Here is a 14201-nt window from a genome sequence, read left to right as displayed (position 1 = left end):
CGGACATATCCTCTGTGTCCGGTTTTTGCATAGGAGATAAAAATGAAGCATATGATACTGGCATCTGCCTCTCCAAGGCGGAAAGAAATTTTTGAACTGGCAGGACTGTCATTTGATGTGGTGCCAAGCCATGTTCAGGAAGTGATTACAAAAGAGCGTCCTGAGGAAGCGGTCATGGAATTATCCGGCCAGAAAGCGTGGGATATCTGGAAGAAAACGCAGGGAGACGAGATTGTCGTAGGAGCGGACACTGTGGTTGTGTCAGAAGGAAAAATTCTTGGAAAGCCGAAGAATGAAGATGATGCGGCAGAAATGCTTTCCATGTTAAGCGGCAGCGTCCATCAGGTATATACAGGGGTGACTGTGATCTGCGAAGGAAAAGAGACCTCTTTTTATGAAGAAACCAAGGTGCGCTTTTATGAAATGGAGGATCAGGAAATCCGGGATTATATCCGCACCGGTGAGCCGATGGATAAGGCAGGAGCCTATGGAATCCAGGGGAAGGCAGCGGTGTTTATCCGGTCCATTGAAGGAGACTATTATAATGTGGTGGGATTTCCGATTGCAAGATTTATGCATGAGATGAAAAAAATCTTATCGCAGACAAAGAAAGGGATTTGATATGGAAAAGATAGCGATTGTAACGGACAGCAACAGTGGAATCACCCAGCAGGAAGGAAAAGAGCTGGGGATTTTTGTGCTCCCTATGCCGTTTTACATTGATGAGACACTGTACTTTGAAGAGATTACACTGACTCAGGAAGAATTCTATGAGAAACTTAAAAATGATCAGGATATTAAAACATCACAGCCTGCGCCGGGAGATGTGACGGATCTCTGGGATAAACTTCTGAAAGATTACGATCAGATTGTTCATATTCCTATGTCCAGCGGTCTGAGCAGCTCCTGTGCCACAGCGGCAATGCTTGCAGAAGATTATGAAGGAAAGGTGCAGGTCGTGGATAACCAGAGAATTTCTGTTACCCAGCGGCAGTCTGTTCTTGATGCTCTGCGGCTTGGAAAAGAGGGCAGAAGCGCCGGGGAGATTAAAGAAATCCTGGAAAAAGAGAAATTTGACAGTGGGATCTATATTATGGTGGATACTTTAAAATATCTGAAAAAGGGCGGACGGGTAACGCCTGCTGCTGCGGCCATAGGAACAGTGCTGAATATTAAGCCGGTACTTCAGATCCATGGAGAAAAACTGGACGCATATGCAAAAACACGAGGAGTTAAGACTGCCAGGAAGAAAATGATCGCTGCGATCCAAAAAGAGATGGAAGAGAGGTTCCCGGATGGTGATTATAAGAAACATGCGTATCTGCAGGCTGCTTATACAGGAAACCGGGAAGATGCCGATGAATGGGCAAGGGAATTGAAAGAAGCGTTCCCGGGAATGGAATTTCATATGGATCCGCTTTCTCTGAGTGTTGCCTGCCATATCGGATATGGCGCGTTGGCTGCCGCATGGACCCGGAAACATTTTGAGTGTTAAATTTTAGTAAAATCCTTATACTTTCTATGGTATAAGGATTTTTTTATGCTAGAATAAATGCGATTACGCAGTTGAGGAGAATGCATATGGAAATGAAACAGGTATTAGTAACGGCAGTAGACATTGGAGCCTGCCTGCTCGTATCCGGAGGAGGGGTCTCCAGGGTGGAAGATACGATCAACAGAATCTGCAGGGCATATGGAGCAAAAGAAACCGATGTATTTTCGATTACTTCAAGCATCGTTGCTTCTGTCCGGGATGACAGCGGAGAAGTATACACAAGAACGAAACGAATCAAAGAATATCACACAGATTTTACAAAACTGGATCAGTTAAATCGGCTGTCCAGATATATCTGTGAGAATCAGCCGGATCTTCAGGAGGTCAGAAAACGCCTGAAGAAGATCGAACAGGGAGACGGGCAGAGTCTTGAGAAGCGGACCCTGGTATCAGCCGTGATCGCTGCGTCTTTTACGGTGTTTTTCGGCGGCGGATGGCAGGAATCTCTGGCGGCTTTTGTGATCGGCGGTCTGGTCATGCTGTTTCGGGAGTATATGAAGAAATTTCTGATCAATCGTATGTTTCTGGATTTTTTATCTGCCTTTCTTGTGGCATCGGCAGCCTACGGAATTTCAAAGACAGGATCAGCGCCGGGATACGGGGAGGTAATCATCGGAAATATCATGCTTTTAGTGCCGGGAGTTGCTTTTGTCAATGGTCTGAGAGATATGATCAGCGGAGATACGATGTCGGGAATCCTGACAGTATGTGAATCAGTGATTCTGGCAGTGTTTCTGGCAGGCGGTTCTTTTGCCGCAATTGTATTGTGGGGAGGTGTTATATAAAATGGAAGGAATCATACAGATTGCAGCAAGTTTTGCGGGAAGCACAGGGTTTGCGGCATTATATCATCTTCACGGAAAAAAGCTGTGGATTTCCGGACTGGGAGGAATGGTATGCTGGGCTTCCTATCTTGGATTTCAAAATGTGATAGAAAACGCGTTCCTGACCAATCTGTTTGCCACGATAGCCGCAACGGCGTATGCGGAACTGATGGCAAGAACACAGAAAACGCCGGTAACGGTTTATCTTATCAGCGCCATTATCCCCATGGTTCCGGGAGGTACGCTGTATTATACGATGAACTATGCCATTGCGAAGGAATGGAGTTTATTTTCAGAGTACGGACAAAGAACCGTTATGATTGCCGCGGCAATGGCAGGAGGGATTATGATCGCGTCTTCATTTTTCAAAATGTACAGCCAGATCCGCTGTTATTACACAAAGAAGAAATAAAAGAATTATTTTTGATCGTTTGATCCAAAAAGCTTCTCTCTGCTGCATAGGAGAGGAGTTTTTTGAATATATCAGATAAAAAGGAAAAAATTATGGCTGAAGATGAGAAGCTGGAAAATGAATTAAATCTGGCGCTGGAGATGACTCCTCAGGAGAGGGAAAAATCCCTGGATCTTGATGCAGGTTATGATAAGGAGGAAGACCGCTGGGAGATTTTGTTTCAATATGCGGGGGAGCTTCGGCCGGAAGAATTTCCGGAAGGAATCCAGGTAGAATTTTTAAGTCAGGGATATGGAATTGCTTATCTGCCGGAAAAGGACCTTTTAGCATTTGCTGACCTGCCACAGATCATTTACGTGGAAAAACCGAAAAATCTTCTTCTGGAACGGGAAGAAGGGATCGCGGCATCCTGTATGATATCAGTGAAAGCACCTCCGGATGATTTGTCTGGAGAAGGTGTTTATGTGGCTGTTCTGGATACCGGGATTGATATTTTTCATCCGGATTTTATCGATGAAGAGGGAAATACGCGGATCGCCGTGCTGTGGGATCAGACGATTCCCGGCAGTCCTCCGGCTCCTTTTCAACAGGGAAGCATATACACAAAAGAAGAAATCAACCAGGCTCTCCACGAGCCGGGCGGCAGATCGCTTGTTCCATCTACAGACGGGACAGGACATGGCACTCATGTGGCGTCTATTGCTGCCGGGAGAAGAGGGGTTGCGCCCAGGGCGGAACTCATCGTTGTCAAACTGGGAAATGCTGATGGAAGGGGTTTTCCAAGGACAACACAGCTGATGTCAGCTCTGGAATACGCAATAAAATTTGCCCAGGATCACGGGCGCCCGGTGGCAGTTAATATAAGCTATGGAAACAATTACGGGGACCACAGAGGAAATTCCCTGCTGGAGACATTTGTGACCAGTATTTCAGGAAGCTGGAAAAGTACGATCTGTATCGGAACAGGCAATGAAGGGGATACAGGACGGCATAAACATGGGCGGATAAGGCAGGATGCGGAACGAATTTTGTTTGATATTGCTCCATTTGAACCGAATATAAATCTGCAGCTTTGGAAACATTTTACAGATGATTTTCAAATGGAACTGACTGCTCCTTCCGGAGACAGACATCTGATCCGGCGGCAGCAGGGAAAGGCCGTATACCGCTATGGAGATACCGGGGTCTACGTGTATTACGGAGAACCGACCCCATACAATGAGCTTCAGGAAATTTATTTTGCTTTCCTTCCGGAAAAGGGGGACAGCATTGAAAGCGGACAGTGGGAACTGAGACTGATTCCAGAACGGATAATAAATGGAAGATATGACCTGTGGCTTCCGGTTTCATCCGGAAGCAACGCCCAGACCAGATTTCTGGAGCCATCGCTTACGTTAACACTTACAATTCCGTCCACAGCCCGTAAGATTATAGCAGCAGGTGCATACAATGTACGGCTGAATGCCTATGCGGGATTTTCCGGGCGGGGAGATGAAGAAGTATGTATGGAAAAACCAGATCTTGCAGCGCCGGGGACCGGGATTCTTGGGGCGGCGCCGGGAGGGGGAGAATCGGTCATGTCCGGAACCTCCATGGCAGCGCCCTTTGTTTCCGGTGCCTGTGCACTTATGATGGAATGGGGAATTGTAAAAGGAAATGATCCATATCTGTATGGAGAAAAAGTAAGAGCCTGTCTTCAGCGTGGTGCAAGAAAAATGAATGGATTTACAGAATATCCAAATTCTCAGGTAGGATATGGACGGCTTTGTGTGAGGGAAAGCCTGCCGGAGAAAGGGAGAGAATTGTGAAATTTGTATAGATTTAAATGAAATTCTCGACATTGTATAGAAAAAGTGATACAATAGTACAGTTATTTAAAGCACTAAAGTGAAAAAGAAGGAAAAAACACTATGAAGATTATTGTATGCATGAAACAGGTGCCGGCAGGAACAAATGTTGAGATCGATCCTGAAACCGGTGCAATGAAGCGTATGTCCGGAGAGACAAGGACGAATCCATATGATTTGTTTGCCCTGGAAACGGCGCTTCTGCTTAAGGAAAAGATGGGAGGAACAGTAACCGTGCTGACCATGGGTCCGGCACAGGCCGAAGAAATGATGAGAGATGCCTATACGATGGGTGCGGATGAAGCAGTCATCCTGTCAGACAGAAAGTTTGCCGGGGCAGATGTCCTGGCAACTTCGTATGCTCTGAAACAGGGGATTGAAGTCATCGGAGGAGCAGATCTCATTTTATGCGGCAGACAGACGACAGATGGAGATACGGCGCAGGTAGGACCTGCAATCGCAGAGCATATGGGGATCCCGCATGCCGCCTGGGTATCAGAAATTGTAAATGTCAGGGAAGACGCCATCTGTGTGAAGCAGGATCTTGCCAGCGTAACCCAGGTTTCAGAACTTCCATTTCCATGTCTGATCACAGTAGATAAGGATATCTGTGTTCCAAGACTTCCGTCCTACCGGCTGATGAGGGAGACGGAAGAACGGCCGGTCAGAATTTTAAGTTTCAAGGATATGCCGGATCAGGATCTGAGCCGGTATGGGCTGATCGGATCACCGACAGCCGTTGAGCGGATGTTTGCACCACCGGAGACACAAAAACAGGTGTATCTGGAAGGGAACGCAGACGAGAAAACAGAGCAGCTGTTTTCAGTTCTGACAGAAGAGAAAATTATCTAGAGGAGAATCAAATATGGATTTTTTAAAATTTAATGCGCAAAAATGCAGTTTATGTGGAATCTGCGTTGAAAAATGTCCGTTTGGCGCTTTGACAATGGAAGATGATGGGATCAAAGTGTCAGAAAACTGCCGCATGTGCGGGATTTGTGTACGGCAGTGTCCGGAAGAAGCAATCAAATTCGAACAAAGAGCGAAGGAATTTGATAAAAGCCAGTGGAAAGATTTCCTGATTTATGTGGAACAGGAACAGGGAGATATCCATCCGGTAACTTATGAACTGATCGGAGAGGCCAGAAAAATGGCGGAAAAAGCCGGATACAAGGTAAACTGTGTGATCGTTGGAGGAGAAGGAACCCGTAAAAATGCTCAAAAGCTTCTTCCTTACGGAACAGACAAGGTCTATGTCTATGAACATCCGGGATTTGAGGGATTAAAGGCAGACTGCTATACAGATGCTGTGGCAGACTGTATTGCGGCGACAAAACCAAGTTCCGTGCTGATCGGAGCAACGGCTTTTGGACGTTCCATGGCTCCGAGACTGGCAACCAGATTTCATACTGGCCTGACAGCAGACTGCACGACGCTTGATATTAAGCCAAATACGGATATGGTGCAGATTCGGCCTGCGTTTGGCGGCAATATCATGGCTCAGATCGGAATCACCAAATCAAGACCTCAGTTTGCAACGGTCAGGTACCGGGTTATGGACCGTGCCAAAAAGGTAGAACATCCTGCCGGAAAAATTATAGAATGTCCGGTGAGCGATGCCATGGCATATTCCAAGATTAAGATTCTGTCTTCTGAAGTTATCCAGAAGCAGAAGAGTCTGGAAGAGGAGGAGATTATTGTAGTTGCCGGAAGAGGTGCCCGCAATGAAAATGGAGTCAGACTCTGTCAGGAACTGGCAGATGTCCTGGGGGGACAGCTTGCGTTTACCCGGCCGATGGTAGAAGATGGATTTGGAGATACAGCACATCAGATCGGATTGTCCGGACGGACGGTACGGCCAAAACTGATCATTACCTGTGGTGTATCCGGCGCAATCCAGTTTACTTCCTGTATGAATGGATCTGAGTATATTGTGGCGGTCAATACGGACCCTGACGCTCAGATCTTTAAGACAGCCAATTACTGCCTGGTGGATGATCTGTTTCAGATCGTTCCAAAACTGACAGAAATGTTGAAAAAGCGAAAGGAGGATGACGAAGATGGCGTATCCTTATAAGAAAATGCAGGAAGAAGATTTTGACTATATACGTTCGGTTACCGCAGAAGACCGTGTCTGGACTGGTGACGAGATTGCCAGAGAATATTATCATGATGAAATGCCGGAATATGGAGAATATCCGCCGGAACTTTATGTAGAAGTGGAGAATACAGAGGAAATTTCCAAGATTATGGCATATGCTTATCAGGAAAATATCCCGGTAGTATGCAGAGGGGCAGGAACCGGTCTTGCCGGAGGAGCAACCTGCAAATACGGCGGTATTATGCTTTCTATTATGCGTATGAACCGGATTTTCCCGGTGGACCATAAAAACCAGACCATTACAGCTGAGCCGGGAGCCCTCCTGATTGATATCCAGGCGGCGGCAGCGGCAGAAGGATTGTTTTACCCTCCGGATCCGGGAGAAAAGACGGCATCCATAGGAGGAAATGTTATTACCAATGCCGGCGGAATGAAAGCGGTTCGTTACGGGCTTACGAGAGATTTTGTAAGGTGTATGGAAGTGGTGCTTCCGGATGGTTCGATTATGAACTTTTCATCAAACGTAGTAAAAAATACAACAGGATATGACTTAAAAGACTTGGTGATCGGTTCAGAGGGAACTCTCTGTATTCTGACACAGGTTACGTTAAAACTTCTGCCGGCTCCGACCTGCTCCTGCACTCTGGTCATGCCATTTGCCAGTCTGGAAGAGTGTGCGGATATGGTGCCGAAAGTACTGGAACTCCCATTTGTGCCGACGGCCATTGAGTTTCTGGAAAGAGAACTGATTGATATCGTAGAGCGGCGTCTTCATAAGTTCTTCCCGGTGAAAGAAGGAGAAGCAGTCCTGATCGTTATGTATGACGCATCCAGCAGGCAGGAATTAGACAGCGCGGTACGGGCAGCTTCAGAAGCAGCACTGGCCAATGGCGCTTTTGACTGCTGTATTGCGGCAACGCCGGAGAGAGCCGGCTCTGTTTGGGATGTACGAGGTGCGATTCTGGAAGGAATGAAGGCGGACTCTGTGTCTCAGGAAGAATGTGATGTGGTTGTTCCGAGATCAAGAATCGCGGAATATGTAAAGAAGGCCAAAAAAATCGCGCTTTCCCATGGAATACGGGTAGAACCCTGCGGTCATTGTGGAGACGGAAATATCCATACAGAGATGCTGCGGGGGCCGGAGATGAGCGATGAAGAATGGAAGAGCGCAACTCATGCAAGTCTGACAGAATTATATGCTTTGTCAAAAGAATTAGGAGGACAGCTGTCCGGAGAACATGGAATAGGAAACGGAAGATTAAAATTCCTGGAGGAATTTGTAGGGCCGAGAATGATCCAGCTCTATAAATCTGTAAAGCTGGCCTTTGACGATAAGCTGATACTGAATCCGGGCAAAGTGGTAGAGTTCCAGGAAGACCGGATGTAGGAACCATGAAAGGAAGAGGAAATGAGCGGAAAGAGCAAAATATTAATTGATAAGAGCAGAATGCCTCTGGCCATGGGAGTGGCCTTTGTGGCATTTACGACCCAGTTTGGAGGAGGATTCGCCTCAGGAGCACAGATTTATCAGTATTTTATTAATTATGGGATCTGGTGTCTGGTGCTTCCAATCGTAACACAGGGATTATACGCCCTGTTTTTCTGGTATGGCATGCGCTATGCTTATAAGCATAAAACATATGACTATCGAAGCTTTTCAGATAAGTTTTATGGAAAAACAAGATTTGTGATGTCGAATCTCTATGAAATCTGTTATCTGATCATGATTGGAACAGCTTCTGCAGCGGCTTTTGCCACTGGAGGATCTACGATCGCGGCATTGTTTGATATTCCATACTGGCTGTGTACGGTTATCATCGGAGCATTTATCTTTGTCATTGCCCTGTTTGGAACCAATGTGGTTCGAAAATGTGCGTCAACACTGAGTGTACTGATCATTATCGGTCTTGTCTTAGTGCTGGTTCCAAATATCATTGCCCAGTGGGGAACGATCGTTGAATCTGCTTCCCGTATGATGTCAGGAGAAATGGCGGTCATTTCCAAAGAAAGCGGAAATTTTGGACCGGCTCTCTGGTCTGCGGTTCTCTATTTCTTTTTCCAGCTGGCCTCTGTATCTGTTATGTATCAGCATATGGAAGATATCACAGACGTAAGGCAGATTAACCGGGCAGCAGTTGGAATGTTCATCTGCAACTTTCTGGCAATGGAGTTATCTATTATCGGACTGCTGGCAGTTAGTTTCGCTTCCCAGCTTGTGACGGCAGAGGTGCCGATGCTGGTTCTGGTACAGCAGGGCGTAGGATCTGGAATTCTGACTCCGATCATCTCCATCCTGATCATTCTTGGAGCAATTTCAACGGCCGTGAATATGATTTCAGGAATCGTCACCAGGTGTGTGAATGCGGTAGAAAAAAGAATCCGGGATTCAAGACGGAAAAGCCAGGGTCATCTTGCGAGAAATGCAGTTTTTACGCTGCTGTTTACATTTCTTGCCTTTGCCATTGCTCAGTTTGGACTGATGACAGTTGTCAGCAAAGGATACGCTTATCTTGGATATGCGGCGCTGATTACATTGTTTATCCCGTTTGTACTTCATGCGGCTGTCACAAGAGGAAGAGAGATCTGACGAAAAAAGGAAAAAGAAAGATTTTAAGCTGTTCTGTCACGCGTCCGTCAAAAAAAGAGGTGAAACCGGAAGGGTTTTGTGTTATACTCAACATCGTACCGAAACTTTTATAAGACAGGAGAATAACTATGGATCGTAAGATAAAAAGGATCGTTATCATTGTTCTGGCGGTGATCCTTGTCCTGCTTGTTTTTTCAGGATATGGTTATGTTGCACAGAAGATGACGGCGAATGACGGAATAGAATATCTCAATAACAAGGAGTACCAGAAGGCCTATGAGAAATTTCATAAGGCAGCCGGCAAATTTACATTATTTTGGACAAAACAGAAAACAGATGTGCTGCTGTATGAAGGAGAGGCTCTGTATCAGCTGGAACGATATGATGACGCAATTGAGGTCTATGACCGGCTGATCGATAAGGGAGAGAGCCGGGGATATTCTTTTAAAGCATTCTGTTATGCAGGAAAGGGAAATGAATCCAAGGCAATCGAGGTCTGCAATGAGGGCATAAAAGAGATGCCGGAAGCAGGAAACATTTACTGTACCAAATATGGAATTCTTGCGAAACAGGAAAAGTATGAGGAAGGAATCAAAGTACTGGAAACCGCTCTGGATCAGGATAATTTAGAAGACAGAAAAGAAGTCCTGTTTACACGGATCGGAGCTTACGAGTCAACTTTTGATTTTGACAAGGCGTATGAATATGCCAAGGAGGTTGTCAAAGAATATCCAAACGATAAAGACGGGAAGAAAGAACTGACATTTTTGGAAACAAGATAATCGGAATTTGATCTATTTGAGGAAATCGAAAGATTTCCTCTTTTTTTTATGCAGCGAAATATAATTACGGCAAAAAGAAAAATAAAATTTCGCAAAATAGATATTGACAAAATTATATTTCGTAAATATAATGTAATTACAAAATAAAATTTCGCGCGAAACAAATATACAAAATATTATTTTTCAAAGAAGGAGAATCATAATGCACTTGATTTTAGCGGGGCATGGGAAGCTGGCACAGGAGATTGTGAATTCCGCCAATATGGTGTTTGGACAGATGGATCAGCTGGATGTGGTAACTTTTCTGCCTGGTGAAAACACAGAAACATTAAAAAGGAAATATCAGGAAATCATAGATCAATGTCCGGAAGACGAGGAAATTCTCTTTCTGGTGGATTTGTTCGGCGGAAGTCCTTATAATGCGGCTTTTGAGATCGTCATGGGTCAAAAAAGGATGGATGTGATCACCGGACTGAGCCTTCCGATGCTGATTGATGCGGCAGGTATTCGTATGATGAAAGAAGGAATCAAAGCATCTGAAGTGTATGATGAACTTGGAACAGATTCCTATGTCCGTTCCTGTCAGGCAATGCTGGAAAAAACGTCAGAAGAAAAAAATGAGGAGGATGACGAACTATGAAAATTAATTTAGTAAGAATCGATGACCGTCTGATCCATGGACAGGTTGCAACGGTGTGGGCCAAAGAAGCAAATGCAGAAAGAATCATTATCTGCAGCGATGAAGTAGCAAAAGATGAAATCCGTAAAACTCTTCTGCTTCAGGTCGGACCTCCGGGAGTTAAGGTAAGCGTGGTAAGTGTGGCAAAAGCGGTTCGTGTATATAACAATCCAAAATATGAAAATGATACAGTATTCTTCCTCTACACCTGTCCGCAGGATGTGCTGCGCATGGCAGAGGCAGGAGTGCCGATCAAGAGTGTAAATGTTGGAGGAATGGCATTTAAGACCGGAAAACGCCAGATTACAAAAGCTGTATCTGTGGATGATGACGATGTGGCAGCGTTTAAAAAACTTCATGAGATGGGAATTGAACTGGAAATTCGTCCGGTTGCAACGGATAAGAAAATCGATCTGATGAGTAAGATCGAAGAATAAGAACAGACAGGAGGATTGAAGAAATGGGATTATCAACGATACAGATTATATTGTTAGTTATCTTTGGATGTATTGCCGGAATGGGAAGTGTCCTGGATTCTTTCCAGACCCACCGGCCGCTGATTGCGTGTACGATCGTAGGCGCAATCCTGGGAGATCTTCAGACAGGAATCATCCTGGGAGGAACTTTGGAAATGATCGCCCTTGGATGGATGAACATTGGAGCGGCTCAGTCACCGGATTCCGCATTGGCCAGTATTATTTCCACGATTCTTGTAATCGTAGGAAAGCAGTCTATTTCCGCAGGAATCGCGATTGCTCTTCCTGTGGCAGTGGCAGGTCAGGTATTAACAGTATTTGCGAGAACCGTAACCATTTTCTTCCAGCATGCGGCAGATAAATATGCGGAAGATGCGAACTTCCGTATGATTGATGTCTGTCACGTAACTGCGCTGGTGGTACAGGCTCTGCGTGTGGCTGTACCAACCTTCCTGGTTGCTGCGGTAGTCAGCCCAAGCGGTGTTCAGTCTCTGTTAAACAGCATTCCGGAAGTGATCACAGGCGGTCTGACAGTGGCAGGCGGAATGATCGTAGTTGTTGGTTATGCGATGGTACTTAACATGATGGGTGCCCAGTATCTGATGCCGTTTTTCTTCCTTGGCTTCGTGATTGCGGCCTTTACGGATTTCAATCTGGTTGCCTTCGGAATTATGGGTGCTGTTTTCGCTATCATTTATGTACAGCTGAATCCGAAATTCGCAGATCTTAAGGTAGTCGCTGCACCGGCAGGAACCAGCTCAGGAGCGGCGGATGACGATTTGGATGATGAACTGGATGATGAACTGTAATATGGGAGGAGAACAATGAGTGAGAAGAAATTAACGAAAAAAGATCGAATCAATATGTTTTTAAGGACCAATCTGCAGCAGGCATCCTTTAACTATGAGCGTATGCATGGACTGGGCATGGCGTTTGATATGGTGCCGGCAATCAAGAGGCTTTATGATACAAAGGAAGAAAGAGTTGCGGCGCTTAAGAGGCATCTGACATTTTTCAATGTCACGCCGGGAGCGGTAGGCCCGGTCCTCGGAGTGACCGCAGCCCTGGAAGAATCTAAGGCAAACGGAGCCGATATCGATGAAGGAACCATTGGAAGTATCAAAATCGGACTGATGGGTCCGTTCTGCGGAGTCGGAGATCCTATTTTCTGGGGAACTCTTCGCCCGATCACTGCGGCAATTGGCGCATCTCTTGCCTTAAATGGAAGTCTTTTAGGGCCGGTATTGTTTTTCGTGGCATTTAATCTGGTACGTCTTGCCGCACTGTATTTCGGACTGGAGTTCGGATATAAAAAGGGACTGGATTTCGTACAGCATCTGGCAGGCAATATGCTGCAGAAAGTAACCGAAGGAGCATCCATTCTCGGATTGTTTGTCATGGGTGCGCTGGTATCTGCCTGGACAACGATCAACGTGCCTCTTGTTGTCTCAAAAGTAACGGCAAACGGTAAAACGACAGTTACAACAGTACAGGATATTTTGGATCAGCTGCTTCCAGGTCTCCTTGCTTTAGTCCTGACTCTGATTGTATCAAAGATGCTGAAGAAAAATATCAGTCCGATCGCGATTATCTTTATCTTGTTTATTGTAGGAATCGTTGGATACGGTTTAGGAATTTTAGCATAGCCAGGAGGGAAAAATATGGTAACAAAGGCAGTCAGACTGTATGGAGAGATGGATGTACGACTGGAAGAGTTTCAGCTGCCGGAAATGAAAGAAGATGAAATTCTGGCAGAGGTTGTGACAGACAGCCTGTGTATGTCAAGCTATAAAGCAGTCACTCAGGCGCAGCGGCATAAAAAAGTGCCGGAAGATATTGAAGAAAATCCGGTTATTCTGGGACATGAATTTTGCGGAAGAATTCTTCAGGTCGGAGAAAAATGGAAAGATCAGTATCAGCCAGGTGATAAGTTTGTCATACAGCCGAATATCGGAGATAAGCGGGGATATGCCCCGGGATATTCCTTCCGCTGGATGGGGGGAGATGCAACAAAGATCATATTTTCCAATCAGGTCATGGAGAATGGCTCGCTTTTAAAATATCAGGGAGACACCTTCTTTGAGGGCTCCCTGGTGGAGCCGCTTTCCTGTGTAGTTGGAGCTTTTAATGCCCAGTATCATATGAAAGAAATGTATAGTCATGAGCATGTGATGGGAATTCGGGAAGGCGGAGCCATGGCACTTCTTGGAGCCACTGGCCCTATGGGATTTTTAGCCATTGACTTTGCCATTCACGGACCGAAAAAACCGTCTGTTCTTGTGGTGACCGGGCGGACGCAGTCTAAGATTGATATGGCAGAAAAGCTGTATCCGGTGAAAGAGGCTGCTCAAAACGGTGTAAAGCTGGTTTATGTAAATACAAGAAACATGGAAGATACTGCGCAGACACTCTGTCAGTATACTGAAGACCAGGCAGGATTTGATGATGTAATGATTTTTGCGCCAGACCGGGAGATGGTTTCCTATGGAGCCGATATGCTTAAGTATGACGGGTGCCTGAATTTCTTTTCAGGTCCCGCAGACACAGCATTCAGCGCTGATGTGAATTTTTATGATATTCATTATAATTCGACTCATTTTGTAGGGACCAGCGGCGGCAATACAGCAGATATGAAACAGTCCATTGAATTGATTGAGAATAAGACTGTCAATGCGGCAAAGATCGTGACCCATGTCCTTGGGCTGGATCAGGCAGCGGAGACGACAAAACATCTGCCGGAAATCGGCGGAGGGAAAAAAATAGTATATACCCATCATAAATATCCGGTGATCGAAGTTGACAAAATCGGGGAAATAAGTGAAAATAATTTTATTAAAGGATTAAAAACGATTTTGGCAAAACACGGATATTTATGGAGCGGTGAGGCGGAAAGGTATTTCATGAACAATGCTCCTGATATCTGACAGAAAGGGGTATT

General features: G+C 45.5%; 15 protein-coding genes. All 15 read left to right on the top strand.

The window, feature by feature from the left end; genetic code table 11:
• Window positions 1-42 precede the first annotated feature (42 nt).
• The 15 genes from JMF81_RS09610 to JMF81_RS09540 all read left to right on the top strand — a co-directional run bounded on the left by JMF81_RS09610 (window position 43) and on the right by JMF81_RS09540 (window position 14187).
• Window positions 43-621: a Maf family protein gene (locus tag JMF81_RS09610; RefSeq protein WP_201311240.1), complete on the top strand. Its 579-nt coding sequence runs from the start codon at window positions 43-45 to the stop codon at window positions 619-621.
• Window position 622: 1 nt separating this feature from the next.
• Complete coding sequence (locus tag JMF81_RS09605) at window positions 623-1495, top strand: DegV family protein (protein WP_201311239.1); 873 nt, start codon at window positions 623-625, stop codon at window positions 1493-1495.
• 86 nt (window positions 1496-1581) lie between these two features.
• Window positions 1582-2340, top strand: a complete 759-nt coding sequence (locus JMF81_RS09600) for a threonine/serine exporter family protein (RefSeq protein ID WP_201311238.1) — start codon at window positions 1582-1584, stop codon at window positions 2338-2340.
• Window position 2341: 1 nt separating this feature from the next.
• Window positions 2342-2791 carry a threonine/serine exporter family protein gene (locus JMF81_RS09595; RefSeq protein ID WP_201311237.1) on the top strand — a complete coding sequence of 150 codons (450 nt, stop codon included), beginning with the start codon at window positions 2342-2344 and terminating at the stop codon, window positions 2789-2791.
• Window positions 2792-2883: 92 nt separating this feature from the next.
• Window positions 2884-4599, top strand: coding sequence for a S8 family peptidase (locus JMF81_RS09590; protein ID WP_201311236.1), 1716 nt, complete (start codon window positions 2884-2886; stop codon window positions 4597-4599).
• A gap of 102 nt (window positions 4600-4701) precedes the next feature.
• On the top strand, window positions 4702-5490 hold the full coding sequence (locus tag JMF81_RS09585) for an electron transfer flavoprotein subunit beta/FixA family protein (protein ID WP_201311235.1): 789 nt from the start codon (window positions 4702-4704) through the stop codon (window positions 5488-5490).
• A 13-nt stretch (window positions 5491-5503) separates the two neighbouring features.
• Window positions 5504-6715, top strand: coding sequence for an electron transfer flavoprotein subunit alpha (locus JMF81_RS09580; protein ID WP_201311234.1), 1212 nt, complete (start codon window positions 5504-5506; stop codon window positions 6713-6715).
• Entirely contained in the window at window positions 6699-8126 is a 1428-nt protein-coding gene (locus tag JMF81_RS09575; RefSeq protein ID WP_201311233.1) for an FAD-binding oxidoreductase, read from the top strand. The genes JMF81_RS09580 and JMF81_RS09575 overlap by 17 nt, the downstream gene beginning before the upstream one ends.
• A gap of 21 nt (window positions 8127-8147) precedes the next feature.
• Window positions 8148-9326, top strand: a complete 1179-nt coding sequence (locus tag JMF81_RS09570) for a YkvI family membrane protein (protein ID WP_201311232.1) — start codon at window positions 8148-8150, stop codon at window positions 9324-9326.
• Between the two features lie 128 nt (window positions 9327-9454).
• Window positions 9455-10108, top strand: a complete 654-nt coding sequence (locus JMF81_RS09565) for a tetratricopeptide repeat protein (RefSeq protein ID WP_201311231.1) — start codon at window positions 9455-9457, stop codon at window positions 10106-10108.
• Between the two features lie 202 nt (window positions 10109-10310).
• Window positions 10311-10748: a PTS sugar transporter subunit IIA gene (locus JMF81_RS09560; protein ID WP_201311230.1), complete on the top strand. Its 438-nt coding sequence runs from the start codon at window positions 10311-10313 to the stop codon at window positions 10746-10748.
• On the top strand, window positions 10745-11224 hold the full coding sequence (locus tag JMF81_RS09555) for a mannose/fructose/sorbose PTS transporter subunit IIB (protein ID WP_201311229.1): 480 nt from the start codon (window positions 10745-10747) through the stop codon (window positions 11222-11224). Before JMF81_RS09560 ends, JMF81_RS09555 begins: the two co-directional genes overlap by 4 nt.
• Window positions 11225-11247: 23 nt before the next feature.
• Window positions 11248-12072, top strand: a complete 825-nt coding sequence (locus JMF81_RS09550) for a PTS mannose/fructose/sorbose transporter subunit IIC (RefSeq protein WP_201311228.1) — start codon at window positions 11248-11250, stop codon at window positions 12070-12072.
• 15 nt (window positions 12073-12087) lie between these two features.
• Window positions 12088-12909, top strand: a complete 822-nt coding sequence (locus JMF81_RS09545; protein WP_201311227.1) for a PTS system mannose/fructose/sorbose family transporter subunit IID — start codon at window positions 12088-12090, stop codon at window positions 12907-12909.
• Between the two features lie 15 nt (window positions 12910-12924).
• The gene (locus tag JMF81_RS09540) at window positions 12925-14187 is read left to right on the top strand and encodes an alcohol dehydrogenase catalytic domain-containing protein (RefSeq protein WP_201311226.1); all 1263 of its coding nucleotides are present in this window, start codon (window positions 12925-12927) and stop codon (window positions 14185-14187) included.
• Window positions 14188-14201 lie beyond the last annotated feature (14 nt).

The organism is Anaerostipes butyraticus, assembly GCF_016586355.1.
Lineage (GTDB): Bacteria > Bacillota > Clostridia > Lachnospirales > Lachnospiraceae > Anaerostipes > Anaerostipes butyraticus.
Note: the sequence above shows the minus strand (reverse complement) of the source record. Positions and strands in the feature narration are given on the sequence as shown.

Bases quoted from the DNA above. Each gene is read 5' to 3' on its own strand.
- JMF81_RS09610 (WP_201311240.1), top strand. From the start codon at position 43: ATGAAGCATATGATACTGGCATCTGCCTCTCCAAGGCGGAAAGAAATT.
- JMF81_RS09605 (WP_201311239.1), top strand. From the start codon at position 623: ATGGAAAAGATAGCGATTGTAACGGACAGCAACAGTGGAATCACCCAG.
- JMF81_RS09600 (WP_201311238.1), top strand. From the start codon at position 1,582: ATGGAAATGAAACAGGTATTAGTAACGGCAGTAGACATTGGAGCCTGC.
- JMF81_RS09595 (WP_201311237.1), top strand. From the start codon at position 2,342: ATGGAAGGAATCATACAGATTGCAGCAAGTTTTGCGGGAAGCACAGGG.
- JMF81_RS09590 (WP_201311236.1), top strand. From the start codon at position 2,884: ATGGCTGAAGATGAGAAGCTGGAAAATGAATTAAATCTGGCGCTGGAG.
- JMF81_RS09585 (WP_201311235.1), top strand. From the start codon at position 4,702: ATGAAGATTATTGTATGCATGAAACAGGTGCCGGCAGGAACAAATGTT.
- JMF81_RS09580 (WP_201311234.1), top strand. From the start codon at position 5,504: ATGGATTTTTTAAAATTTAATGCGCAAAAATGCAGTTTATGTGGAATC.
- JMF81_RS09575 (WP_201311233.1), top strand. From the start codon at position 6,699: ATGGCGTATCCTTATAAGAAAATGCAGGAAGAAGATTTTGACTATATA.
- JMF81_RS09570 (WP_201311232.1), top strand. From the start codon at position 8,148: ATGAGCGGAAAGAGCAAAATATTAATTGATAAGAGCAGAATGCCTCTG.
- JMF81_RS09565 (WP_201311231.1), top strand. From the start codon at position 9,455: ATGGATCGTAAGATAAAAAGGATCGTTATCATTGTTCTGGCGGTGATC.
- JMF81_RS09560 (WP_201311230.1), top strand. From the start codon at position 10,311: ATGCACTTGATTTTAGCGGGGCATGGGAAGCTGGCACAGGAGATTGTG.
- JMF81_RS09555 (WP_201311229.1), top strand. From the start codon at position 10,745: ATGAAAATTAATTTAGTAAGAATCGATGACCGTCTGATCCATGGACAG.
- JMF81_RS09550 (WP_201311228.1), top strand. From the start codon at position 11,248: ATGGGATTATCAACGATACAGATTATATTGTTAGTTATCTTTGGATGT.
- JMF81_RS09545 (WP_201311227.1), top strand. From the start codon at position 12,088: ATGAGTGAGAAGAAATTAACGAAAAAAGATCGAATCAATATGTTTTTA.
- JMF81_RS09540 (WP_201311226.1), top strand. From the start codon at position 12,925: ATGGTAACAAAGGCAGTCAGACTGTATGGAGAGATGGATGTACGACTG.